The 23,514-nt window shown below is 56.2% G+C and carries 21 protein-coding genes and 1 other annotated feature; of the genes, 6 read left to right on the top strand and 15 right to left on the bottom strand.

Annotated elements, in window-relative coordinates; all coding sequences use genetic code 11:
• Positions 1 to 24 precede the first annotated feature (24 nt).
• From hemH to ACNT1W_RS07650, 11 genes are all read right to left on the bottom strand, one after another.
• Positions 25 to 987 (bottom strand): ferrochelatase, encoded by a 963-nt coding sequence (gene hemH / locus ACNT1W_RS07700; RefSeq protein ID WP_012005582.1) that lies wholly within the window; start codon positions 985 to 987, stop codon positions 25 to 27.
• A 134-nt stretch (positions 988 to 1,121) separates the two neighbouring features.
• Complete coding sequence (locus ACNT1W_RS07695; protein WP_218215515.1) at positions 1,122 to 2,270, bottom strand: glycerate kinase; 1,149 nt, start codon at positions 2,268 to 2,270, stop codon at positions 1,122 to 1,124.
• Positions 2,271 to 2,279: 9 nt separating this feature from the next.
• Positions 2,280 to 3,545: a GntP family permease gene (locus ACNT1W_RS07690; protein WP_012005580.1), complete on the bottom strand. Its 1,266-nt coding sequence runs from the start codon at positions 3,543 to 3,545 to the stop codon at positions 2,280 to 2,282.
• Positions 3,546 to 3,663: 118 nt separating this feature from the next.
• The gene (locus ACNT1W_RS07685; RefSeq protein WP_419246598.1) at positions 3,664 to 4,797 is read right to left on the bottom strand and encodes a sugar diacid recognition domain-containing protein; all 1,134 of its coding nucleotides are present in this window, start codon (positions 4,795 to 4,797) and stop codon (positions 3,664 to 3,666) included.
• 167 nt (positions 4,798 to 4,964) lie between these two features.
• Positions 4,965 to 5,609 carry an adenylate kinase gene (gene adk, locus ACNT1W_RS07680; RefSeq protein WP_012005578.1) on the bottom strand — a complete coding sequence of 215 codons (645 nt, stop codon included), beginning with the start codon at positions 5,607 to 5,609 and terminating at the stop codon, positions 4,965 to 4,967.
• 203 nt (positions 5,610 to 5,812) lie between these two features.
• Positions 5,813 to 7,678: a molecular chaperone HtpG gene (gene htpG, locus ACNT1W_RS07675; RefSeq protein WP_165366722.1), complete on the bottom strand. Its 1,866-nt coding sequence runs from the start codon at positions 7,676 to 7,678 to the stop codon at positions 5,813 to 5,815.
• 135 nt (positions 7,679 to 7,813) lie between these two features.
• Entirely contained in the window at positions 7,814 to 8,419 is a 606-nt protein-coding gene (gene recR, locus ACNT1W_RS07670) for a recombination mediator RecR (RefSeq protein WP_012005576.1), read from the bottom strand.
• Positions 8,419 to 8,748 carry a YbaB/EbfC family nucleoid-associated protein gene (locus tag ACNT1W_RS07665; RefSeq protein WP_012005575.1) on the bottom strand — a complete coding sequence of 110 codons (330 nt, stop codon included), beginning with the start codon at positions 8,746 to 8,748 and terminating at the stop codon, positions 8,419 to 8,421. The genes recR and ACNT1W_RS07665 overlap by 1 nt, the downstream gene beginning before the upstream one ends.
• A 41-nt stretch (positions 8,749 to 8,789) precedes the next feature.
• Positions 8,790 to 10,742 carry a DNA polymerase III subunit gamma/tau gene (dnaX, locus tag ACNT1W_RS07660; RefSeq protein ID WP_012005574.1) on the bottom strand — a complete coding sequence of 651 codons (1,953 nt, stop codon included), beginning with the start codon at positions 10,740 to 10,742 and terminating at the stop codon, positions 8,790 to 8,792.
• Positions 9,393 to 9,457: a sequence feature (DnaX frameshifting element), on the bottom strand. Its footprint overlaps the gene before it by 65 nt.
• A gap of 83 nt (positions 10,743 to 10,825) precedes the next feature.
• Positions 10,826 to 11,377, bottom strand: a complete 552-nt coding sequence (gene apt / locus ACNT1W_RS07655) for an adenine phosphoribosyltransferase (RefSeq protein WP_017891861.1) — start codon at positions 11,375 to 11,377, stop codon at positions 10,826 to 10,828.
• Between the two features lie 113 nt (positions 11,378 to 11,490).
• A complete protein-coding gene (locus ACNT1W_RS07650) occupies positions 11,491 to 11,871 on the bottom strand; it encodes a DUF454 family protein (protein WP_419246597.1) in 381 nt (126 codons plus the stop codon).
• A 150-nt stretch (positions 11,872 to 12,021) separates the two neighbouring features.
• Between ACNT1W_RS07650 and priC the strand changes: the two genes are divergently transcribed.
• Positions 12,022 to 12,558, top strand: a complete 537-nt coding sequence (priC, locus tag ACNT1W_RS07645) for a primosomal replication protein PriC (RefSeq protein WP_012005571.1) — start codon at positions 12,022 to 12,024, stop codon at positions 12,556 to 12,558.
• A gap of 106 nt (positions 12,559 to 12,664) precedes the next feature.
• A complete protein-coding gene (gene rsmS, locus ACNT1W_RS07640; RefSeq protein ID WP_012005570.1) occupies positions 12,665 to 12,844 on the top strand; it encodes a pleiotropic regulatory protein RsmS in 180 nt (59 codons plus the stop codon).
• A 43-nt stretch (positions 12,845 to 12,887) separates the two neighbouring features.
• Here the strand turns inward: rsmS and mscK are convergent, their stop codons facing one another.
• From mscK to acrR, 3 genes are all read right to left on the bottom strand, one after another.
• Positions 12,888 to 16,280 (bottom strand): mechanosensitive channel MscK, encoded by a 3,393-nt coding sequence (gene mscK / locus ACNT1W_RS07635; protein WP_112362763.1) that lies wholly within the window; start codon positions 16,278 to 16,280, stop codon positions 12,888 to 12,890.
• Positions 16,281 to 16,383: 103 nt separating this feature from the next.
• Positions 16,384 to 16,737: a DsrE/DsrF/TusD sulfur relay family protein gene (locus ACNT1W_RS07630; RefSeq protein WP_012005568.1), complete on the bottom strand. Its 354-nt coding sequence runs from the start codon at positions 16,735 to 16,737 to the stop codon at positions 16,384 to 16,386.
• Between the two features lie 10 nt (positions 16,738 to 16,747).
• Positions 16,748 to 17,431, bottom strand: coding sequence for a multidrug efflux transporter transcriptional repressor AcrR (gene acrR, locus ACNT1W_RS07625; protein ID WP_112362762.1), 684 nt, complete (start codon positions 17,429 to 17,431; stop codon positions 16,748 to 16,750).
• A 142-nt stretch (positions 17,432 to 17,573) separates the two neighbouring features.
• Here acrR and sdeX point away from each other — a divergent pair, with 142 nt between their 5' ends.
• From sdeX to ykgO, 4 genes are all read left to right on the top strand, one after another.
• The gene (gene sdeX, locus ACNT1W_RS07620) at positions 17,574 to 18,761 is read left to right on the top strand and encodes a multidrug efflux RND transporter periplasmic adaptor subunit SdeX (RefSeq protein WP_012005566.1); all 1,188 of its coding nucleotides are present in this window, start codon (positions 17,574 to 17,576) and stop codon (positions 18,759 to 18,761) included.
• Between the two features lie 17 nt (positions 18,762 to 18,778).
• The gene (sdeY, locus tag ACNT1W_RS07615; protein ID WP_012005565.1) at positions 18,779 to 21,925 is read left to right on the top strand and encodes a multidrug efflux RND transporter permease subunit SdeY; all 3,147 of its coding nucleotides are present in this window, start codon (positions 18,779 to 18,781) and stop codon (positions 21,923 to 21,925) included.
• A gap of 181 nt (positions 21,926 to 22,106) precedes the next feature.
• The gene (locus ACNT1W_RS07610; protein ID WP_012005564.1) at positions 22,107 to 22,364 is read left to right on the top strand and encodes a type B 50S ribosomal protein L31; all 258 of its coding nucleotides are present in this window, start codon (positions 22,107 to 22,109) and stop codon (positions 22,362 to 22,364) included.
• A 12-nt stretch (positions 22,365 to 22,376) separates the two neighbouring features.
• Positions 22,377 to 22,517, top strand: a complete 141-nt coding sequence (gene ykgO / locus ACNT1W_RS07605; RefSeq protein WP_012005563.1) for a type B 50S ribosomal protein L36 — start codon at positions 22,377 to 22,379, stop codon at positions 22,515 to 22,517.
• Positions 22,518 to 22,630: 113 nt separating this feature from the next.
• Here ykgO and ACNT1W_RS07600 read toward each other — a convergent pair whose 3' ends face one another.
• Positions 22,631 to 23,509 (bottom strand): metal ABC transporter substrate-binding protein, encoded by an 879-nt coding sequence (locus ACNT1W_RS07600; RefSeq protein ID WP_419246596.1) that lies wholly within the window; start codon positions 23,507 to 23,509, stop codon positions 22,631 to 22,633.
• Positions 23,510 to 23,514 lie beyond the last annotated feature (5 nt).

Below are 23,514 nucleotides of genomic sequence, written 5' to 3'. Positions count from 1 at the left end.
CGTCACCATTTTGCGTTCTGAGGATCAGAAGCGCTGTGCCACCAGTTGCTGCATCATATCAATGTGCGCCGGCTCGTCGTTGAGCGCTGAAATGTACTCGAACTTCTCACCGCCGGCCTTAAGGAAGATCTCGCGGTTTTGCTCTTTGATCTCCTCCAGCGTTTCCAGGCAGTCCGCAGAGAAACCGGGGCAGATAAGCTGAATATGTTTAACACCCTGAGCCGGCAGGCCTTTGAGGGTCTCGTCGGTATAAGGCGTCAGCCAGGGCTCACGACCAAAGCGCGACTGATAAGTCATCATCACCCGCTCCGGTGCCAGCGGTAACGTCGCCGTCAGGGCACGTAACGTGTCCTCGCAACGCTGCGGATAATCGTCGCCCAGACGCGCATAGCGCTTGGGAATGCCATGGAATGACAACACCAGCCGATCCGGCTGACCATGCTCGGCAAACGAATGCTCAACGCTTTGGCGCAGCGCGGCAATGTAGGCCGGGTGCTCGGCATAGTCGCGGATAAAGCTCACTGACGGCAGGCGACGGTAGCCTTTCAGTATCCGGGCCACTCCGTCCCATACCGCGGCGCTGGTCGAGCAGGAGTATTGCGGGTACAGCGGCAACACCACCAGATTGGTCACGCCTTGCGCCAGCAGCTTGTCAATCGCCTCGGCCAGGCTTGGGGAGCCGTAGCTCATACCCAGTTCAACCGGCGTGTTGGGCATACGTGCGGCCAACGCGCGCTGCTGGCGGCGGCTGTAAACCAGCAACGGAGAACCTTCGTCCATCCATACCGACTGATACAACTTGGCGACCCGCGGTGAACGGATCGGCAAGATGGCGCCGTTGAGGATCGGCCACCAAATCAGGGGGGCCGTATCCACCACGCGGTCGTCACTGAGGAATTCCTTTAGATAGCGTTTTACCGCCGACGAGGTCGGAGCATCCGGCGTGCCCAGGTTCACCAGCAATACTCCGTGTTTCTCTTGCTTCATCACAGTTCCCCTTGGTTCCTTGCAAGCTAACCCCCCGTTCTGGGTCAGGGGGTTAACGTGAATTAATGGCACCTATTGTAACGGAAAAGCGCCTCATCGGAACCGATATCAGCAACAGGTAAAGAGTATGAACCTCAGGATTGCGCCAGCTTCCAGACCGCCGCCACATTGCGGGCCGTGACCTCAAGATTATCGGCCGCGTCAGTCAGGGCTTCTTCCAGCGTGACGACACGGTCAAGTACCGAAAAAGCAGCGTCAATGCCATGCTGGTGCACCACCTGATAATCTTTCGACAGGCTGCCGGCGATGCCGATCACCGGCAAGCCATGGCGTTTGGCAACCCTTGCCACGCCAATCGGCGTTTTGCCGTGGATCGACTGGCTATCCAGTCGCCCCTCTCCGGTGATCACCAGATCGGCGTCGCGAAGCGCCTCTTCCAGCCGCAAAGTTTCAATCACGATCTCAATTCCTGGCCGTAAGCGAGCGTTGAGCATGCCGAGCAAGGCCGCCCCCATTCCGCCCGCCGCTCCGGCGCCCGGTGCGTTGAGCACCTCGCGGCCGGTAGCCTGCTGCAGCAAACTGCCGAAATGGCTTAGTGCCGCATCCAACTGCGTCACCATCTCCGGCGTTGCGCCCTTCTGCGGGCCAAACACCGCCGAAGCCCCATGAGGGCCACATAACGGGTTATCCACGTCACAGGCAGCCGTTACGCTCACCTGCTGCAGGCGAGGGTCTACCGCTGAAAGATCAATTTGCGCTAACCGGGCCAGTGCCGCGCCACCCGGCGGCAGCGGTTGCTGTTGGTCATCCAGCAGCCTGGCCCCCAGCGCCTGCATCATACCGGCCCCCCCGTCGTTGGTGGCACTCCCGCCGATACCCAGAATAATCGTCTTCACGCCGTGTTCCAGCGCCGCCAGGATCAGTTCACCGGTACCGTAACTGGTGGTAATACGCGGATCGCGCTGTCCCTTGGGCGCCAAATGCAGGCCGGAAGCGGCCGCCATCTCGATAACGGCAGTTTCCCCCTCCCCCAGCAAGCCGTAAAAGGCAGAGACTGGCTGGCCCAACGGGCCGGTGACCTCAACCCTGACGATTTCTCCGCCGGTGGCCGCCACCATCGAATCCACCGTGCCTTCGCCGCCGTCCGCCATCGGCAATTTCACATACTGCACCTGCGGGTAAATCTGGCGGAATCCGCGCTCGATGGCCTCAGCCACCGCCATCGCACTCAGGCTCTCTTTAAACGAGTCTGGGGCAATTACCACTTTTTTCAGCGTTTTCATCAGTATTCCTTATCCTGCCAGATTAAATACGCCAAACATCAACGCCGAGACGGCGGCAATGGTGAAGCCGATCAGGGTTTCATACGGCAGTAATTTCAGCCGTTGATGCACCACCATATTGACGCTGCCGCCGGTGGCGTGGAAGAAACTGCCGTGTGGCAGGTGATCCAGCACCGTGGCACCGGCATGGATCATCGCCGCCCCCGCCAACCCGCTGACGCCCAGCTCCAGCAAGGTGCTGCTGAATACGCCGGATGCCACGGCGGTACCGGCGGTGGTGGAAGCGGTTGCCATCGACATCAATGCGCCGGACAGCGGGGCCAGCAGCCAGGCCGGCATACCGGTGTGGGTCAATCCGTTAATCAACGCGTCCTTCAGCGCCGAGTTGGCGATAATGCCCGCCAGCGTACCGGTGCCGAGCAGCATAATCGCCACCGGAGCCATGCGGCTCAGGCCAGAAACCATAAACTGATTACACTGGCGAATGCGTCCCATCAATAACGCTCCCACCAATCCGCCGGCCGGTAACGCAATCAGCGGATCGACGGCGATACCGGCGATCGGCCGCAGTGACAGCAACACAATGGCAACCAACGGCGCGCTGATCGCCGCCGCAAAGCCTGGGCGAGAACCCTCAGCATGCTGCGTCAGTTCCTCTGCCAGCACCTTGTCCCCCTTGTTGCTCAAGCGCCGGGCCAGCAGATAGGCCACCACCAGTCCACACAGGCCAGGCACGATGCCGGCCATCATTACCGAGGTCAGCGGCACATGGAAGTTATCGGCGGCCGCAATGGTGTTCGGATTGGGTGACATCACGTTACCGGCCTTGCCGCCACCGATCATCGCCAACAGGATGGCACCGCGCGAGATCCCGGCCTTCTGGGCAATGGAGAGAGCGATCGGCGCTACGGTGATCACCGCCACGTCGATAAATACCCCAACCGCCGTAAGGATCAGTGTAGCTATCGCCAGCGCCAGCAGCGCACGGGTTTCCCCGACCTTGCGGACAATGGTTTCAGCAATGGTGTGCGCCGCGCCGGACTCAATCAGCACCCCGGCCAATACCCCCGCGGCCAGAATGCGCATTACGGCGTTGGTGATGCCCTGAGCGCCGGTGATCATCAGCGTCACGGTCTGTACCAGATCGGCGCCGCCACATAGCCCACCGGCCAGCGCACCGGCAATCATGCCGTAGGCTGGCGGAACCTTGCGTAAAATCAGAACGATAGCGACGACCAATGCCACCAGCGCCCCCAATGTGGATACCGTTGTCATTATTATTTTCCCCGTTGTTGGTGTGGGGAAAACATATCCTGAGCGCCGAACATTAGCGTGAGAAGAAGTCACAAAAACCCACCGGCTGGCGCGCCGTAAAGTTGTGGTTTTACACAACTCAGTGGTGCATCAGCATGCCGATGTATAACTGCAAGGCATCAGTTAACTGATTGATTTTCAATCCAGTAATCGCCTCAATGCGCTGCAGGCGATAGCGCAGGGTATTGACGTGAATATGCAGCTCAGTGGCAGTCTGCGTCTGATCACAATTCCGCGAAAAATAGTGCCGCAGGGTGCTGCGCAGTACGCCTTTTTCATCACTGGCCCCCAGGATCTGCCAGGGGCGTGAAAGCTCCTGCGCACGCCAGTCTTCCCCCAAATCGCACAGCAATGACGGCAGCGGGTAATCTTGGTAGAACAGCGTCTTGTGGCGCAGTTTCAACCGCTGCGCCATCGCCTGGGTGGCGCGAGCGGTCAGGTTAGAACGGTGCAGCCCCGCCTCACCGCTAAAGAAGCCGCCGATAATCAAACGCAGGTTGAAACGCGACTGGAGCTGGCTTTGCAACTGCTGCACCTGTTTGCGCTCCTGTTTCAAACTCCATTCCCCCTGCACCAGACTGGCGGGCCGCAGCAGGACCATTTCGTTGAGGCCGGTGATGGCGAGCAGCGCCTCACGCTGGCTGTGTTCCAGTTCCGCCAGCAGTTCACGCAATAAATTCGGCTGAGGATCCTGTAACTCCAGGATCCAGACGATACGCGGCAGTTGCAGATCCAGGCCCAGATAGGCAGCCATCGACTCCAGCGAGGCCGATGCCGGCTGCGGCTGCAACAACTGATTCGCCAGTTCCTCGCGATAACGCTTTTCCCACTGGTTTTGGCTCAATAATGCCGCCTGCTCCACCATCAGCTCAGCCGCCATTTTTACCAGTTCGGCATAGGCGCGCACCTGGGTGGGTTCGCCGGAAATGCCGATCACCCCCACCTGCTGGCTGCGAAAGCTAAATGGCAGGTTAATGCCTGGCCGTACCCCTTTAAGATGCGCTGCGGTCACCGCATCAATTTCCACTACCCGGTTCTCGGTTAGCGCCAGCACCGCGCCCTCATGGCGCTGGAACAGGCGTGAGGGATTACCGGAGGCAATGATGACACCGTTGCTGTCCATAACGTTGACGGAATGATTGATGATGCCCATCGCCCGCTGCACGATCTGGCGCGCGGTGGATTCTGCCAGCAAATTGGTGGTTCTGAGCATCAGGAGAGTCCCCATGGGTGATTATGGAGGCAGTTATACGTCATTTATCGCGGGTGATTAAAGCGCACTGGCTCAACAAGCCACGGCGATCACAGTTCGGCTGGAAAATAGCAAAAAAAACGCCAGACCGATAAGGCCTGGCGCTATACACCGCAATGAAAAACCGATCAGCCGAGGATGGTCGCCAGTTCAGCGCTCACTTCGGTCACTTTACGGGTGCCGTCGATTTTACGGTATTGGGTGTTGCCTGCTGCAGCTTCTTTGCTGTAGTAGGAAATCAACGGTGCCGTCATCTGGTGGTATTCAACCAGACGTTTGCGCACGGTTTCTTCCTGATCGTCTTTACGGGTCGTCAGGTCTTCGCCGGTTGCGTCGTCTTTGCCTTCCACCTTCGGCGGATTGAATTTAACGTGGTACACGCGGCCAGATGGCGCATGCACGCGGCGACCAACGATGCGATCAACGATCAGTTCGTCCGGCACGTCGAATTCCAGCACATAATCCACGTTGATGCCGGCTTCTTTCATCGCGTCAGCCTGTGGAATAGTGCGTGGGAAACCGTCCAGCAGGAAGCCGTTACGGCAGTCTTCCTGGGTGATGCGTTCTTTAACCAGTGCAATGACCAGTTCATCGGTTACCAGCTTGCCGGCATCCATGATTTCTTTCGCCTGCTTGCCCAGTTCACTGCCGGCCTTCACGGCTGCGCGCAACATATCACCAGTAGAGATTTGCGGAATACCGTATTTCTCCATGATGAATTGAGCCTGAGTACCTTTACCAGCGCCCGGAGCGCCCAGCAGAATGATACGCATTGCGTAAATCCCCTTGCTATGTAGTTTTTATAAAATTGCGAAAACGCTCAACCATACCATTTCAGGGGGGGCTGGCTCAAGGTACGCGAGGAAATCGATTGCGGAGCAGAAAGGGCAAAAAAGAGGGTAAAACGCTGAAAATCAGCGAGAAAAGCAAAAAAAAACGCCTCCAACCTTTAGGTCAGAGGCGTATAAGGTCGAAATTATGCGGACAACAGCTTATTCATGCGGCGGATAAACTGATTTGGGTCTTCCAGCGTGCCGCGTTCGGCCAGCAGCGCCTGATCCAATAACAGGTCAATCCACTCGGCGAATTGTTCGTTATCGCCCACATCGGATGCGCGTTTGACCAGCGCATGCTCCGGATTCAATTCGAAAATGTATTTCACGGCCGGCGCTTCCTGGCCCGCAGCGGCAAACAGTTTTGCCATCTGGGTGCTCATTTCATCGGCGTCGGTGATGACGATAGCCGGCGTATCGGTCAAGCGGTGCGTCAGACGCACATCCTTCACACGATCGCCCAGCAGAGTCTTCACGCGGTCAACAAAAGGCTCCAGCTGCTTCTCAGCGGCCTTCTGCTCTTCGGTTTCATCCGCCAGTTTGTCCAGCGCGTCGTCCGCCTTGCTGACCGACTGGAACGGCTTGCCGTCAAATTCGGTCAGGTAGCTCATCATCCATTCATCGATACGGTCAGAAAGCAGCAATACCTCGATGCCTTTCTTGCGGAACAGTTCCAGGTGCGGGCTGCTCTTGGCGGCGGCATAGCTGTCGGCAGTGATGTAATAAATCTTCTCCTGCCCTTCGGCCATGCGGCCAACGTACTCTTCCAGCGAAACCGTCTGCGCCGAGCTGTCACTCTGGGTAGAGGCGAAACGCAGCAGTTTGGCGATGGTTTCTTTATTGTTCGCGTCTTCCGCCGGGCCTTCTTTCAACACCAGGCCGAACTGCTGCCAGAACTTCTGGTAGCCTTCCGCGTCGTCTTTGGCCAGTTTTTCCAGCATCTGCAGCACACGCTTGGTCAGCGCGCCACGCAGGTTTTGCGTCACACGGCTGTCTTGCAGAATTTCACGCGAGACGTTCAGCGGCAGATCGTTGGAATCTATCAGGCCACGCACGAAACGCAGATAGTTCGGCATGAACTGTTCAGCTTCGTCCATGATAAACACGCGCTGTACATACAGTTTCAGACCGTGCTTGTGATCGCGGTTCCACATGTCCCACGGGGCCTGGGCCGGGATATACAGCAGGCTGGTGTATTCCTGCTTGCCTTCCACCCGGTTGTGGCTCCAGCTCAACGGATCGGTAAAGTCGTGAGCAATGTGTTTGTAGAACTCTTTGTATTCTTCGTCGGTGACGTCGGCCTTGCTACGGGTCCACAGGGCCTGCGCCTTGTTGATTTTTTCCCAGGTGACGGTGCCGTCTTCTTCGTTTTTGGTTTCAATCTCAACCGGCAGTGCGATGTGGTCGGAGTATTTACCGATCACCGAACGCAGACGCCAGGCGTCGAGATATTCATCTTCGCCTTCGCGCAGATGCAGGGTGATTTCGGTACCGCGATCTTCTTTGCTGACGTCGGCAATGGTGTAATCGCCCTCACCGACGGACTCCCAGAACACGCCCTGATCGGCGGCTGCACCGGCTGCGCGGGTACGCACGGTGACTTTATCCGCCACGATGAACGCGGAGTAGAAGCCCACGCCAAACTGGCCGATCAGTTGGCTGTCTTTGGCCTGATCGGAGCCGATAGACTCCAGGAAGGCTTTAGTCCCTGATTTTGCAATGGTGCCCAGGTTTTCAATCACTTCTTCGCGGTTCATGCCAATGCCGTTGTCGGCAATGGTCAGCGTACGCTGGTCTTTATCGAAGGAAAGACGCACACGCAGCTCGCCGTCGCCTTCATACAGCTCTGGCGCGGACAGCGCGCGGAAACGCAGCTTGTCGGCGGCGTCTGAGGCGTTGGAGATCAGCTCGCGCAGGAAAATTTCTTTATTGGAGTACAGCGAATGAATCATCAAATGAAGCAGTTGTTTTACTTCAGACTGGAAACCACGGGTTTCTTGACCTTTCATACTCATTGATTACCTCAAAGATATAGCTACCAAAATCGGACAATGAGGATCAAGTGGGGGTCAGAGCATTGTTTTTCAAGCGACTGGGGGAATTTTTTTGGCAAAGTAACGGGGCCGTGATGGCCCCGCTAAGCATCAGAACTTGATAACGTGGCGACCGGCCAGGGAATGCGACAGCGTGGTGCCGTCGACCATCTCCAGCTCGCCACCCACCGGCACGCCGTGGGCAATGCGGCTGGCCACTACGCCATACTGACCACACATCTCGGCGATGTAGTTGGCGGTTGCGTCACCTTCCACCGTCGGGTTGGTCGCCAGGATCACTTCAGTAACGCTTTCTTTTTCCAGCCGTTGCTCCAGCCGATCCAGACCGATATCGCCTGGGCCAATGCCGTCCATCGGCGACAGGTGGCCCATCAACACAAAGTAGCGCCCGGCGAACTGGCCGGTCTGCTCGATGGCGTGAATATCAGCCGGGCTTTCCACCACGCAGATCTGGCCGTTTTGTTGACGGCGCGGATTGGCGCAGATGGTGCAGATATCCTGCTCGGTGAAGGTGCGGCAATCGGCACAGTGACCGATTTCCGACATGGCGCGGGTCAGCGCCTGCGCCAAACGCATGCCACCGCTGCGATCGCGCTGCAACAGTTGGAATGCCATGCGCTGCGCCGACTTAGGGCCAACGCCCGGCAGGCAACGCAACGCCTCCATCAATGTTTCAAGGAGCGGGCTGGTTTGCATCAGAACGGCATCTTAAAGCCAGGTGGCAGTTGCATGCCATTGGACACAGACGCCATTTTCTCTTTCTGGGTTTCGTCGATACGACGTGCGGCGTCGTTGATCGCAGCAGCGATCAGGTCTTCCAGCATATCTTTATCGTCTTCCATCAGGCTCGGATCGATCTCCACACGACGGCAGTTGTGCGCGCCATTGATGGTGACTTTCACCAGGCCGGCACCGGATTCGCCAGTCACTTCCAATTTGGCGACTTCTTCCTGCATCTGCTGCATTTTTTCTTGCATTTGCTGGGCTTGCTTCATCAGGTTGCCCAGACCGCCTTTACCAAACATAGTCGTCTCTCGTCGCTAGGGCCGCGCACTTTACGCAGCGTTTAAATGGGGCGAATACTCTCTTCATCCAGGTCCGCGTCGAAGAAACGGCGCAAAGTCTGAATATGGGTATCCGTAACGATCGACTGGCGCGCCTGCGCCAGTTTTTCTTCATAAATGGCTTGTCGCCACTCCAGCGGAGTCCGCTCCGCCGGATTATCGTCTTCCACCACGGTCAACTCAACCGGGCTACCGTACAGCTCGCTGAGCGCATCGGTCAGCACCTTCTGCGCCGAAGGCGAATTCAGGTGACGCTGCGACGACCGCAGGTGAAGACAAATCTTACCGGGTTCCAACTGTTGTTTAACCGCGTTTAATGCCAGTTGCTGCACCAGTTTTGGGATTTTAAGCTTATCGATTTCCGCCGCCCAGGCGTCGCGTTCCAGCGATTCAACCACCAGCTTCGCCGACAGCTCGGGCGTTTTCTCATGCTCGAGCGCGGTGCGCAACGCTTTCGGCGTAGCCAGCGGCTCCGGTTCGGCCTCCGGCTCGGTCAGTGCGCGCCAGCGATAAGCCTCCGGCTTGGCCGGTTTTTCCTGCACGATCTTTTCCGCCTGGCGCTGCTGGCTGCGCTCAGTCACGGAAGCCAATCGCTCCAGTGCCGAGTTCGCCGGCCGCGCTTTTCCAGGCGCCGCCGGTTCACTCTTTTTTGTTGTGGATGCTCCCTGCTGCCTCAGCAGTTGGGTACGCGCCTTTAATAATTGCGCGGTGGCATCCGGTAAATTCGCTTGCTGATTGTTCTGCGGTGCAACCTGCCCTAACGGCGGCGGTGCGTCCTGAAACTGTGGCGGCTGGGCCGCTTGAACTTGCGGCTGAGCCATCTGCACAGGTGCAGTCTGCACCATGGCTACCGGCTCGGGGATCATCGCCTTCGGATGAAACGCCAGCGCGCGCAGCAGGGTCATTTCAACCCCCATGCGGCGATCCGGCGCAAAGGCCAGCTCTTTGCGGCCAACCAACAGCGTTTGGTAATAGAGCTGTACGTCAGTCGGCGGCAAGGTACGCGCCAGCTCACGCAGCCGCTGTTCAATGGCGGCGTAATGATTATCCAACACCGACGGCAGCAACTGCACCATCGCAATACGGTGCAGCAACGCCAGCGTCTCGATCAGCAGATTTTCCCAATCGACACCGCGCGAAGCAGCCTGCGCGACCTGGGCCATCACCTTTTCGCCATCGGCACTGACCAGCGCTTCGAGAATAGCCAGCGGCTGTTCATCGTCAAGCGTGCCCAGCATTTGGCTGACGGTGGCGGTGGTCACCTGCCCCTGTCCCATGGCAATCGCCTGGTCAGTGAGGCTCAGTGCATCACGCATGCTGCCATCGGCGGCACGCGCCAATAGCTGCAACGCACGCTGATCGCTGGTGATCTGCTCTGCCTGCAGCACCGTTTCCAACTGGCTGCGGATCTGATCGACGTCCAGCGCCTTCAGATGAAATTGCAGACAGCGGGACAAAATGGTTACCGGCAACTTTTGCGGGTCGGTGGTTGCCAACAGGAATTTGACGTGCGAAGGCGGCTCTTCCAGCGTTTTCAACAGCGCATTGAAGCTGTGACGCGAGAGCATGTGCACTTCGTCAATCAGGTAAACCTTGAAGCGGCCACGGGCGGGGGCGTACTGGACGTTATCCAGCAGATCGCGGGTATCTTCCACCTTGGTTCTGGACGCGGCGTCGATCTCGATCAGATCGACAAAACGTCCCTGCTCAATCTCGCGGCAGTTATCACATTGACCGCACGGCGTGGCGGTGATGCCGGTTTCACAGTTCAGGCCTTTGGCCAGCAGGCGCGCAATGGTGGTTTTACCCACGCCGCGCGTACCCGAGAACAGATAGGCGTGATGGATCCGCCCCAGCGAGAGGCCGTTAGCCAGTGCCGTCAGGACATGTTCCTGTCCGACCACATCTGCAAACGTTTGAGGGCGCCACTTACGGGCTAGAACCTGATAGCTCATTAATACCGGAAAAGTCGAGTAATCTGGAGGGTCATGCTAACACAGCCCCGCGGCGATCCGCGAGGCCGTTGTGGTAATGCAGATCAGTGGCCGGAGAAGTTGACCAGGCTGTAGCATTCAATACCCAGGGTGTTTAAACGCGCTTCACCGCCGAGATCCGGCAGATTGATAATGAAGGCGGCGTCGGTCACTTCACCACCCAGACGGCGGATCAGTTTTGCTGTGGCTTCGATGGTGCCGCCGGTTGCCAGCAGATCGTCCACCACCAGCACTTTATCACCGGCGCTGATAGCATCGGTGTGGATTTCCAACTTGTCGGTGCCGTATTCCAGCTCATAGCTTTCGCTGAGGGTGGCACGCGGCAGCTTGCCCGGTTTGCGCACCGGTACAAAACCCACGCCCAGCGCCAACGCAACCGGGGCGCCAAACAGGAAGCCGCGCGCTTCGGTGCCAACCACTTTGGTGACGCCCGCTTCGCGGAAACGCTCAACCAGCAATTCAATGCTGGCGGCGTAGGCCAGCGGATTTTCCAGCAGGCTGGTGACGTCACGGAACAGTATGCCCGGCTTAGGGTAATCCGGGATGGTTTTGATACTGTCTTTAATAAACTGAAGCTGCTGCGCAGTAGCGGTCATAATTGTTGCCTGATAAAACTGCCTGATGACTTGCGCGCAGGTCATCTTAACCCGCACACGAAAACGGTCAAATTTATGCAAACTGGCGGACAAATGCAACCGACGGTGTGCGATCAGCGCTGTTTTTGTTGTGGCAGGTCAACAACCGGCAGCCGTGACATAAAGATCAGCAGAACGGCCAGCATCACCAACAGTAAACCGCGCACCCACCAAAGCTTCACCAACCACAGCGAAATCGCAAACGTCAGCACAATCATCAATACGGCCTTCCATTTGGTCCCCGGCGGCAAGGCGCGGTGCTGTTGCCAATGGCGCAGATAGGAGCCAAACCATGAACGGTACAGCAACCAGGCGTGAAATCGCGGCGACGAACGGGCAAAGCACCAGGCGGCCAGCAGCAAAAAGGGCGTGGTGGGCAACAGCGGCAATACCACGCCCAGCGTCGCCAGCACCACCGCCAGCCAACCGAGGATTATCAATAACCAACGCGTCATGGGGATCCTTGTCCATCAATCTGTCTGACGTCACTTTATCACCAGCCTCCCCAGCGTCACCAGTCGCAGCGGCCGGAATATGCGTACAGCGCTTGTTTCACGGTGTGAACGCGTGCAAGCTGAGTCCACTATCCTCGTCATGGAGCCAACGTGAGTACTCAGCGTCTTTTACAAGTGTTAGAACAACAGATCACGGTGTTAGCCGGCGAAATCACACCGCAAGGCGACGCACCGATCCCTCAGGCACGCTTTGACGCTGCGTTATTTTCCAACCGCGGTACCCGGCTGCGCGATTACCTGACAGAAGTACAAAAGAACTTCGCCCAGTTGCAGACCGCAGCCAACGACAGCCGCACCACCCAGGTGGCCTTTCTGGCCGAGAGACTGGTGGCGCAGATCACCGCCCTGCAGCGCGAATTGGCGACCCAGGCACTGCGCCGGAAAAATCAGCCCAAGGAAGTCGTGGCGGCCGATTTGTACCATAAGCTGGCTGAGCATCAGGATTATGAGCGTCGGATTATTTCGATGATCCAGGATCGGGAAAGTCTGTTGGGCAGACAGACCACGCTGGCAGCGCAGCAAAAACTGCAGCATGAGCTGGCGGCGCTGGAAGGCCGATTGATGCGTTGCCGCCAGGCGTTGGCACGAATCGAGCGCAGTATTGAACGTAAAGAAAACGGTTTTTGAAGATTTATCACAATATTTTAATGATTCTTCCCCTCCGCGGATCTTGTTCACTATACTCAGCCGAAGCGAAGCATCACTCATTCATCTCAATTTAAACGTGGGTTTTATGTCTCTAGAAAATGCCTCAGCAGAATTGCAACTGGCGGTAGACCTGATTTACCTGCTGGAATGCAATGAGATCGATCCGGCCACCGCGCTGGCGGCGCTGGATATTGTCAAACGGGACTACCAGGAAAAGTTGCAACGCAACGGCGTAACCTCCCCTTACCTGCCTGTCGGCCAGTAAACAGGGTTCAGCCTGCGCTGAACCCTTGCTTCTCATTCCATTATCATCCTGCCGACGTACCGCCTTCATCCGGCGATAATGTCCGTTTCACTTCCTGCACCTCGTTGCCCTGCTGATTATGCAAATACACCTCAAGCTGGTTGAAGGCGATATTGATATCGTTCTCACGGCACAGGCGTTCGATCGAGCGGTTCAGTTCGTCAACGGTATAGCTGCGGTCACGCAACTCACGCACGTAAAGGCGCAGTTCGTGATCCAGCGTGCTGGCGCCGAAATTAAGGAAGAATACCTGCGGCTCGGGATCGGTCATCACCCGCGGGTTATCGCGCGCCGCCTGCAACAGCACCGCTTTCACCTTGTCCAGATCAGATCCGTAGGCTACGCCAACCTTGATCAATACGCGGGTGATGGTGTCTGACAGCGACCAGTTGATCAACCGCTCGGTAACAAACGCCTTGTTAGGGATGATCACTTCTTTGCGGTCAAAGTCGGTGATGGTAGTGGCACGAATGCGGATTTTGCTGACCGAGCCTGAGAAACTGCCGATAGTAATGGTATCGCCGATACGGATCGGCCGTTCAAACAGGATAATCAGACCGGAGACAAAGTTGGCGAAAATCTCCTGTAAACCGAAGCCCAGCCCGACGGTCAAACCGGCCGCCAGCCACTGCAGCTTATCCCAGGATACGCCCAGCGATCCCAGTGCGGTCACTGCACCCACGGTGGTAATCAGATAGGTCAGTATGGTGGTGACCGCGTAAGATGTGCCCTGCCGCAACTGCAGCCGCGACAACACCACCACCTCCAGTAAACCAGGCAGGTTGCGCGTCATGACGTAGGCGACGATAACCGCCGCTATCGCTACCATCATGTTGCCCAGCGTTACCGCCTGCGCCACGCTGCTGCCGGCAACGGTAGAGGTGTAATGCCATAGCGTGATGCTGTCCAGATACGAGATCACCGTCACCAGATCGGACCAAATGGCATAAAAAGCGCTGGCGAAGATAATAAACAGCGCCATGGTGGTCAGACGCAGCGACTGCTGGTTGATTTGATCTAGCGCCAAAGGAGGTTCTTCAACCGGTTCCAGCCCTTCGGCTCCCTCTTTCTCTTTCGCCAGGCTCTGGCGACGGGCCAGCGCACGGCGGTAAGCCAGACGGCGCGCCGCGACGCTCAACCCACGGATCGCAGTCAGATATACAATATTCCACAGGAAAAACAGGTACAAACTGTCGATCCAGCGGCCAGCCAGCCGCAGCGTGGTGTAGAAGTAACCGGCAAACATCAGCCCAAGCAGGATCAACGGTGTGGCAGCAATGGCGGTAACAATCACCAATCGCACCGCGTGCGAACCTTTCTCGCGCCAACTGTCACGGCACATCGGGAACACCAGCACGGTCAGCAGTGCCAGCGTCAGCATGACCACCACCTGGCCGATCACGTCTTCCACCAGCCGCAGCGGCGCTTTCTCGCCCAGCACCGACCAGAAGATCAACGGCAGCAGCGCCAGGCCCAGGCGCACCGTCTGACGGCGGTAATGCGCACAAAGCTCAGGGGCAAAATTAAAGTGCCGCTCACAAACGCCGCCCACTGCCAGCATGCGGTAGGTGAAGCCGAAAATCAGCCAAAATAGCGCCAACTGCTGCGACAGCGCCCAAATGAAATCACTGAGGCCAATTTCGGCACGATCCCCCCAGAACCCCGCCCCCAGCAGCAGCGCCGAGCCGGGAACAACCTTCAGCAAGGTCAGTAAGATGGCTTTGGGTGTGTGCAGTTGGCCATCGCGCTTTAACTGCCCGACATCGTTGGCCAGCCGTTGCAAATGGCTGTCGATCAGCTTGTAGCGCCAGCGTAACAGGCCGAGCAGCAGCAACAGCGGGATCAGCACCACCAGCGAGTTCAAACCGCCCTGCACTATTTTTCCAAGGTCTAATTTGAAATCGAGGGTGGCGAGTTGATCTCTGACCGCCCCCGGCAGGGCTTTCAACCACGCCAAATCAACCGGTTTGTTACTGTTAACCCAGAAAATCTGCTGGGTCAGCGTATCCCGCAGCGAGCTGTTAACGCTGGTCAACTGCTGCTGGTTGATCTGCAGGTTGATCGACTGCGCCAACTGATTGCTAAGCTGTTTGTTCAACTGATCCAACAGCTCACGCCGCATATCGACGATTTCGTTTAAAGCGTCCAGCACGTCCGCACTGGCTTTTTCTTTGCTGTCGGCAACCAGCTTATTGATGTAATCGTCGCCTTTGAACAGGTCGTCGCGCTGCTGGTTGATATCAAACTGTTCCAGACGCAGATCGGCGATGCGCGTGCCCATGTCTGCCACCAGCGTCCCCTGCGGCAGGCTCTGTTGTTGCTGATACAAAATGCGTGACAGCACCAGACTGCCTTTGAGCACCTGGATCTGTTCTTTCAGATTACGTTCCGCCTGCAGGCCACGATCGAGCCAGTTCTTCACCCGAATATTCTGCTGGAACAGCACGTTGCTCTCTTCGGTGGCAGCAATCAGCCGTTGGCTGAGTTGGCGGTTAACATCCAGCTCTTTACTGACTAATTGATCGTGCTGAATGTCAGTCGCATCTTCCGGGTTCTGCGCCTCTTTGGCGGTTTTTTCCGACAGCGTCAGGCGCTTGCTGTTGACCACTTCTTGCAGCAACTGCACGCTGTGATCCAAAGCATCAATATGCCCGGTGGTGTAATCGCGCTGTTTCTGCAGCAAATCTTGCAGGGTGGTGTTGGCTTCCAGGCTTTTGCGCTGCAGATCAATTTGCGCATTGAGCAACGTCTGTTCGGTTGCCAGCATCACTAACTGGCTGTCGCGCAGTGAGTTTTGGCCCGGCGTCTGATCGTTGATTTGGTTACGGATCTCCTGCAGACGCTGCGAAGCGGTGTACATGCTGCTCTGCACCCGCTCCGGCTGGGTCTGCAGTGAAACCAGCTGGCTGTTATAGGTCGACAGGTTTTCCTGCGCAGTCTGCAGGTCGTCGAGGGTTTGATAAAGGCGGGTTTCCAACTGGCGCAGCGAAAGCTGCAGCAGTTCGGCCCTGGCGGCCGTGCCGTCTACCGGCGTCTTGAGTGCATCGAGATCGGCGGTTACCTGACGCAATTTGCCCGGCGCCAGTTGCAACTGCTGCTTAAGCTGAGCGCCATCCTGTTTAGTTCGTTCAATCGCGTCCAGCAGCTCAAGCGTGCGGGCCAAATCTTGTTGGGTGAGCTTATTGACCGGGGTCAGCGTCTTTTGCTTGTTCAAGGCTTCAATCTGGCCTTGAATTTCGCTACGGGACGGCAGGTCGCCATTCAGGGACGCATAGGCCGCAGGTTGGCACACCGCACAAACCGCGATCAGTAAAAACAGGGCAAGGGTGCGGGAAAGGCCCACACTCAGGAACGAGGGGAACGCCAGAAAAGAACCTTTAGCTAACCTGCGATGCATGATTTGGCTTCGAATCAATAATAAAGAAGCCTAAAGATTATCACGATCGCAGATAGCCAAAGAATAAGAAAAGCATTGCTGGTGATGTACAGATGTCGCAGGATCAGAACGTCAGCACTTTGCCTGCCGCCAGCGTCCACTGCGCCAACTCGACCAGGGTTCCGATCTCTACCCCATCCGCCAGTGGCAATTGGCTCACGCCACGTGCGTCGGCGCAGGTCTTGCACAGCTTCACCGGCACCTGTTGCGCGGTGAGAATTTCCAGCATCTGCTGCAAATGGTAACCTTCGCGCGGCTGTTGGCCTGCCAGCCCGGCCACCACCGCATCGGACATCAGAAACAGTTTCAGGTCGAGATCGCTTTGCTGCTCTTTCAGGGTAATGGCCAGACGCAGGGCGTTAAACAGGGATTCGTGGCCATAGGCGGCGCCATTGGCAATCAACACTACGGATGACATGGTGTTTCTCCTATAAAGGATGGATTTCGACGCTGTGTGGCTGCGTCGCCAGTTCTTCCGGCTTGATTCGTAAGGCGGGACTGAATTGAACCATTTCGAGGAAGGAGTCGATCAGCGCCGTCGCTTCGGCTTTCAGATCAAAGCTCTCCGGCATAAACAGCCAATTCTCCATCAGGCCGGTAATATAAGCATGCAGGATAATTGCCGCGCGGCGGGTGTGCAAATCAACGGGCAGTTGGCCGTGGCCCATACAGTCACGCAGCACCGACTCAATGCGTTCATAACCTGTCAGGTATAAGACTTTACGCGCCTCATGCAGCGGCATCATCTCACCGACGAATTCGCACTTGTGGAAAACGATTTCCATCAGCGCTCGTCGGCGGCTGTCATCGACCGTAGCCGTCAGAATGTAAATCAGAATTTCCCGTAAAATACGCAGTGGATTCTCGGGGAACTTTGCCTGATACTCTAGTTCCAGATCACCAATTTTTGACTCTGATAATTCCCAAACTTCATTAAACAGGTCTACCTTGTTCTTGAAGTGCCAATAAATTGCACCACGCGTAACTCCGGCAGCAGTGGCAATATCTGTCAGTGACGTTGCAGAAACGCCACGTTCAGAAAATTCTTGCACCGCAGCATCAAGTATGTGCTGTCGAGTTTCTAGCGCCTGCTGTTTGGTTTTTCGTGCCATGACGTTGTTTTTTCGGGGGAGTGTGATTTACATACATTCGCGTATGTATGTACCATAGCACGCACATATAATTAACGCAGCAATGGGTTTTAAAGCTTGTGATCCATTGATCATTTTGAAATCGGACACTTGAGGTTTTTCTATGAACAAAAACAGAGGGTTAACGCCTCTGGCGGCAGTTCTGATGCTTTCAGGCAGCTTAATGCTTACAGGATGTAACGATAAAGAAACCCAACAGCAAGGCGCCCAACCACCGGCTCCCGAAGTGGGTGTAGTGACTTTGAAGGCCGAGCCTCTCAATATGACTACCGATCTTCCTGGCCGCACCGCTGCGTATCGTATCGCCGAAGTTCGCCCTCAGGTCAGCGGTATTATCCTGAAACGCAACTTTGTTGAAGGCAGTGATATCAAGGCAGGCACTTCCCTGTATCAGATTGATCCTGCTACCTATCAGGCAAGCTATGACAGCGCCAAAGGCGATCTGGCCAAAGCACAGGCCAGCGCTTCTATCGCGCGCGTGACGGTCAACCGCTACAAGCCCTTGCTGGGCACCAGCTACATCAGCAAGCAGGATTACGATACAGCCGTTTCCAACCTGCAGCAGGCAGACGCCGCTGTGATAGCCGCAAAAGCGGCGGTTGAAACTGCGCGTATCAACCTGGCTTACACTAAAGTGACGTCCCCAATCTCCGGGCGTATCGGCAAATCTTCAGTAACCGAAGGCGCGCTGGTCAGCAACGGTCAAACCACGGCGCTGTCTACCGTGCAACAGTTGGATCCGATTTACGTCGACGTCACTCAGTCGAGCAACGACTTCCTGCGCCTGAAGCAAGAATTGGCCAGCGGTGCGCTGAAACAGGAAAACGGCAAGGCCAAGGTGAAACTGCTGCTGGAGAACGGCGCGCAGTACGCTCAGGAAGGCACGCTGGAATTCTCTGACGTCACCGTGGATGAAACCACCGGTTCAATCACCATTCGCGCCCTGTTCCCTAACCCGAACGATACGCTGCTGCCAGGTATGTTCGTTCGCGCCCGTCTGGACGAAGGCGTGCGCAGCGATGCATTGCTGGTGCCACAGCAGGGTGTAACACGTAACCCGCGTGGCGAAGCTACCGCGATGGTGGTGGGCGCTGACGATAAAGTCGAAATGCGCACGCTGAAAGCGGACCAGGCGATTGGTGACAAATGGTTGGTTACCGACGGCTTGAAAGCCGGCGACCGCGTAATTGTCACTGGCCTGATGAAAGTCCGCCCAGGCGCTCAGGTAAAAGTGCAGGAAGTTGACACTCAGGCGCAAAAGCAGCCGCAGTCTGAAGCGCAGAAGTCATAAAAAGGAGCCGGTAAGACATGGCTAAGTTCTTTATAGATCGCCCTATTTTCGCCTGGGTAATCGCCATCATCGTCATGTTGGCGGGTGTGCTGTCAATAATGAAACTGCCGATTGCGCAGTATCCAACTATTGCACCACCGGCGGTCAGTATTTCCGCAAACTATCCGGGCGCAGATGCAAAAACGGTGCAGGATACCGTGACTCAGATTATCGAACAGAACATGAACGGTATCGATAATCTGATGTACATGTCCTCCACCAGTGATTCCTCTGGTAGCGTTACCATTACACTGACGTTTAACTCTGGAACAGACCCTGACATCGCGCAGGTTCAGGTACAGAACAAACTGTCATTGGCTACGCCGTTACTGCCGCAAGAAGTACAGCAGCAGGGCCTGAAAGTTGAAAAGTCCAGCAGCAGCTTCCTGATGGTAGCCGGCTTTATTTCCGACGATCCGAGCATGACTCAGGACGACATCGCGGACTATGTGGCCTCTAACATCAAGGACCCGATCAGCCGTTCATCCGGCGTGGGTGAAGTGCAGCTGTTTGGTGCCCAGTACGCGATGCGTGTCTGGTTGGATCCAAATAAGCTCAATAACTTCCAGCTGACCACTACTGATGTGACGTCCGCCATTACCGAGCAGAACAACCAAATCGCCGCAGGGCAATTGGGTGGGATGCCACCGGTGCCGGGTCAACAGCTTAACGCCTCGATCATCGCGCAGACCCGTCTGACCTCTCCAGAAGAGTTCGGCAAAATTCTGCTGAAGGTGAATGCCGACGGTTCTCAGGTTCGCCTGAGCGACGTGGCACACATTGAGCGCGGAGCTGAAAGCTATGCGGTGACCGCACGTTATAACGGCAAACCGGCGGCAGGCCTGGGTATCAAACTGGCTACCGGTGCCAACGCCCTGAACACTGCACAAGGTGTGAAAGACGCGCTGACCAAAATGCAGCCTTTCTTCCCGCAAGGGATGAAAGTGGTTTATCCGTACGACACCACGCCGTTCGTTAAAATCTCGATTAACGAAGTGGTGAAAACGCTGATCGAAGCCATCATCCTGGTATTCCTGGTGATGTATTTGTTCCTGCAAAACTTCCGCGCAACCCTGATCCCAACCATTGCGGTACCGGTGGTGTTGCTGGGGACCTTTGCCATTCTGGCGGCCTTCGGCTTCTCGATAAACACCCTGACGATGTTCGGCATGGTGCTGGCGATAGGCTTGTTGGTGGATGATGCCATCGTGGTGGTAGAGAACGTCGAGCGTGTAATGTCCGAAGAGGGACTGCCGCCGAAGGAAGCCACCAAGAAATCGATGGAACAGATCCAGGGCGCGTTGGTCGGTATTGCCATGGTGCTGTCGGCGGTATTCGTCCCTATGGCGTTCTTCGGCGGCTCGACCGGTGCTATCTACCGTCAGTTCTCCATCACCATCGTTTCTGCGATGGCGCTGTCGGTACTGGTAGCGTTGATTCTGACGCCTGCACTGTGCGCCACCTTGTTGAAACCCGTAGCGAAAGGCGACCACGGGGTTAAAACCGGCTTCTTCGGTTGGTTTAACCGCATGTTCGAAAAGAGCACCCATCACTACACCGACAGCGTAGCCAACATTCTGCGCAGCACCGGTCGTTATCTGGTGATCTACCTGCTGATCGTTGTCGGCATGGCGCTGCTGTTCCTGCGCTTGCCTTCCTCGTTCCTGCCGGACGAAGACCAGGGTATTTTGCTGACCATGGTGCAGTTGCCTGCGGGTGCTACCGAAGCGCGTACCTCTAAGGTTCTGGAAGAAGTCACCGACTACTTCATGACCAAAGAAAAAGACAACGTGGTTTCGGTGTTTACCGTTGCGGGCTTCGGCTTTAACGGTAACGGTCAGAACAACGGTCTGTCATTCGTCAGCCTGAAAGACTGGTCTGAACGTAAAGGTGAAGAGAATAAGGTCCCGGCGATTGCAGGCCGCGCAATGGGCGCGTTCTCGCAAATCAAAGATGGCCTGGTATTCCCGTTCAACCTGCCGGCGATTATCGAACTGGGTACCGCGACCGGTTTTGACTTCCAGCTGATTGACCAGGGTGGCCTGGGGCATGAGAAACTGACCGAAGCACGTAACCAGTTGCTGGGCATGGCTGCCAAGCATCCGGACATGCTGGTGGGCATGCGCCCTAACGGTCTGGAAGATACGCCGCAGTTCAAACTGATTATCGACCAGGAAAAAGCCAAGGCTCTGGGCGTTAGCATCACCACCATTAACAGCACGCTGAGCACCGCGTTGGGTGGCTCTTACGTTAACGACTTCATCGACCGTGGTCGTGTGAAGAAAGTGTACGTACAGGCTGATGCGCCGTTCCGTATGTTGCCGGAAGATATCAATAAATGGTTTGTCCGCGGCACCAGCGGCCAGATGGTTCCGTTCTCCGCCTTCTCCTCGGCGAAATGGGAATACGGTTCACCGCGTCTGGAACGTTATAACGGTCTGCCTTCCATGGAAATTTTGGGTCAGGCAACGCCAGGCAAGAGTACCGGTGAAGCCATGAACCTGATGGAAGAACTGGCCTCCAAGCTGCCGAGCGGCATTGGTTACGACTGGACCGGTATGTCCTATCAGGAACGTCTGTCCGGTAACCAGGCTCCAGCACTGTATGCCATCTCGATTCTGGTGGTGTTCCTGTGTCTGGCAGCATTGTACGAGAGCTGGTCAATTCCGTTCTCGGTCATGCTGGTTCTGCCACTGGGGGTTATCGGTGCGTTGCTGGCGGCCACCATGCGCGGCCTTAACAACGACGTTTACTTCCAGGTGGGGCTGTTGACCACCATAGGTCTGTCGGCGAAGAACGCCATATTGATTGTGGAATTCGCCAAGGACCTGATGGATAAAGAAGGCAAGGGTCTGATAGAAGCCACGTTGGAAGCGGTGCGTATGCGTCTGCGTCCAATTCTGATGACTTCTCTGGCATTCATCCTCGGGGTTCTGCCGCTGGTTATCAGCAGCGGTGCAGGCTCCGGCGCACAGAACGCGGTAGGTACCGGCGTTATGGGCGGGATGATTACCGCGACCGTGCTGGCCATCTTCTTCGTTCCGGTCTTCTTCGTGGTGGTTCGCCGCCGCTTCAGCAAGAAGTCCGAAGATGTGGAACACAGCCACCCGGTTGATCATCACTGATTAAATTAGTGATCCCGAACCTCTGAATACAAAGGCCGCTTATGCGGCCTTTTTCTTTGGCTTCATCGGCTTAATGCAAACCACTCTCATTAATTTATCGGCAGATGCATTTTGTACTTGATCCGCCCTGCCGTGCGGCGCATAATTATTGTTATAGTATAACATTACATTGGAGCACATCATGAAAGCAGGCATCCACCCAAACTACCGTACCGTGGTGTTCCACGACCTCAGTGCCGATACCTACTTTAAGGTGGGTTCGACCATTAACACCGATCGCACCATTGAGCTTGAAGGTGAAAGCTGGCCGTATGTCACTCTCGACGTCTCTTCCGCTTCGCACCCGTATTACACCGGCAAGCAGAAAGAGTTCTCTAAAGAAGGCAGCACTGCGCGCTTCCAGCAACGTTTTGGCCGCTTCTTTACCGGCAATAAGTAACAGGGGATCCACATGCAGGTTTTGAGTTCATTGCGTTCGGCGAAGAACCGCCATCCGGATTGCAAGGTCGTGCGCCGTAAAGGCCGTATCTATGTGATTTGTAAAACTAACCCACGCTTCAAAGCGGTACAGGGACGTAAGAAAAAGCGCTAAGTAAAGCAGTGCCATCTGTCTGTCGCAAAGCCCCGTTGCTGCTCAACGGGGCTTTTTTTATGGAGAAAGCTGAAACACCAAAAATGCCCTGCCTGACAGACAGGGCGAATGCGTTATTTCATGCTGCCGAGTAGAGTATCGACATTGTGCTCAAATGCCTGCTCGTAAGTGGCTGCTGGACCATTAGCTTTGGATAAGGCTTCCGGATACAGTTCCCCCCCTGCCTTGGCACCGGTGGCGGCGGCAATTTGCTTCACCAGGCGAGGATCGGTTTGGTTCTCAATAAAGTAGGCATTAACCTTCTCCTGCTTGATCTGTTTGATCAGCCCGGCCACGTCGCTGGCACTCGCCTCAGCCTCGGTAGAGAAGCCGACCGGGGCAAGGAAGGTGACACCATATTCTTGGCCAAAGTAGCCAAAAGCATCGTGACTGGTCAGCACCTTGCGTTTTTGCTGCGGCACTGCGGCAAACTGCGTTTTGGCCCACAGATCCAACTTCTGCAGCTGCTGGATATATTCCGCGCCGCGCTGACGGAAATAGTTGGCATCCTCAGGGTCAGCGGCAATCAGCGCGTTCATCACGTTGGTGGCGTACTGCACGCCATTCTTCATGCTGTTCCAGGCATGAGGATCGGTGACCTCTTTGCCGTCTTCATTCATCTGACGCGAGTTGATCCCCTGCGATGCGGTAATCACCTGCCCTTTGTAACCCGAGGCACTGACCAGGCGATCGATCCACCCTTCCAGGCCCAGGCCACTGACGAACACCACGTCAGACTGCGACAATAGCTTGCTGTCTTTCGGTGAAGGTTCGAAGCTGTGCGGGTCGCCGTCCGGCCCCACCAGCGTAGAGACATTGACATGTTCTCCCCCCACCTGCTTGACGATGTCGCCGAGGATAGAAAAACTGGCGACAGCGTCAACCGTCTTCGCCATAGCCAATGGGCTGGACAGCAGAGCAGCGACTGCCAGCGATATAGGTAAACGTTTCATACTTT

This window comes from Serratia sp. NFX21 (genome assembly GCF_048517035.1).
Lineage (GTDB): Bacteria > Pseudomonadota > Gammaproteobacteria > Enterobacterales > Enterobacteriaceae > Serratia > Serratia quinivorans.
The sequence above is the reverse complement of the archived record's forward strand: the minus strand, read 5'-3'. Positions and strand labels throughout refer to the sequence as shown.

Excerpts from the sequence above, each read along its gene's own strand:
- hemH (WP_012005582.1), bottom strand. The coding sequence starts at position 987 with ATGAAGCAAGAGAAACACGGAGTATTGCTGGTGAACCTGGGCACGCCG.
- ACNT1W_RS07695 (WP_218215515.1), bottom strand. The coding sequence starts at position 2,270 with ATGAAAACGCTGAAAAAAGTGGTAATTGCCCCAGACTCGTTTAAAGAG.
- ACNT1W_RS07690 (WP_012005580.1), bottom strand. The coding sequence starts at position 3,545 with ATGACAACGGTATCCACATTGGGGGCGCTGGTGGCATTGGTCGTCGCT.
- ACNT1W_RS07685 (WP_419246598.1), bottom strand. The coding sequence starts at position 4,797 with ATGCTCAGAACCACCAATTTGCTGGCAGAATCCACCGCGCGCCAGATC.
- adk (WP_012005578.1), bottom strand. The coding sequence starts at position 5,609 with ATGCGTATCATTCTGCTGGGCGCTCCGGGCGCTGGTAAAGGTACTCAG.
- htpG (WP_165366722.1), bottom strand. The coding sequence starts at position 7,678 with ATGAAAGGTCAAGAAACCCGTGGTTTCCAGTCTGAAGTAAAACAACTG.
- recR (WP_012005576.1), bottom strand. The coding sequence starts at position 8,419 with ATGCAAACCAGCCCGCTCCTTGAAACATTGATGGAGGCGTTGCGTTGC.
- ACNT1W_RS07665 (WP_012005575.1), bottom strand. The coding sequence starts at position 8,748 with ATGTTTGGTAAAGGCGGTCTGGGCAACCTGATGAAGCAAGCCCAGCAA.
- dnaX (WP_012005574.1), bottom strand. The coding sequence starts at position 10,742 with ATGAGCTATCAGGTTCTAGCCCGTAAGTGGCGCCCTCAAACGTTTGCA.
- apt (WP_017891861.1), bottom strand. The coding sequence starts at position 11,377 with ATGACCGCTACTGCGCAGCAGCTTCAGTTTATTAAAGACAGTATCAAA.
- ACNT1W_RS07650 (WP_419246597.1), bottom strand. The coding sequence starts at position 11,871 with ATGACGCGTTGGTTATTGATAATCCTCGGTTGGCTGGCGGTGGTGCTG.
- rsmS (WP_012005570.1), top strand. The coding sequence starts at position 12,665 with ATGTCTCTAGAAAATGCCTCAGCAGAATTGCAACTGGCGGTAGACCTG.
- mscK (WP_112362763.1), bottom strand. The coding sequence starts at position 16,280 with ATGCATCGCAGGTTAGCTAAAGGTTCTTTTCTGGCGTTCCCCTCGTTC.
- ACNT1W_RS07630 (WP_012005568.1), bottom strand. The coding sequence starts at position 16,737 with ATGTCATCCGTAGTGTTGATTGCCAATGGCGCCGCCTATGGCCACGAA.
- acrR (WP_112362762.1), bottom strand. The coding sequence starts at position 17,431 with ATGGCACGAAAAACCAAACAGCAGGCGCTAGAAACTCGACAGCACATA.
- sdeX (WP_012005566.1), top strand. The coding sequence starts at position 17,574 with ATGAACAAAAACAGAGGGTTAACGCCTCTGGCGGCAGTTCTGATGCTT.
- sdeY (WP_012005565.1), top strand. The coding sequence starts at position 18,779 with ATGGCTAAGTTCTTTATAGATCGCCCTATTTTCGCCTGGGTAATCGCC.
- ACNT1W_RS07610 (WP_012005564.1), top strand. The coding sequence starts at position 22,107 with ATGAAAGCAGGCATCCACCCAAACTACCGTACCGTGGTGTTCCACGAC.
- ykgO (WP_012005563.1), top strand. The coding sequence starts at position 22,377 with ATGCAGGTTTTGAGTTCATTGCGTTCGGCGAAGAACCGCCATCCGGAT.
- ACNT1W_RS07600 (WP_419246596.1), bottom strand. The coding sequence starts at position 23,509 with ATGAAACGTTTACCTATATCGCTGGCAGTCGCTGCTCTGCTGTCCAGC.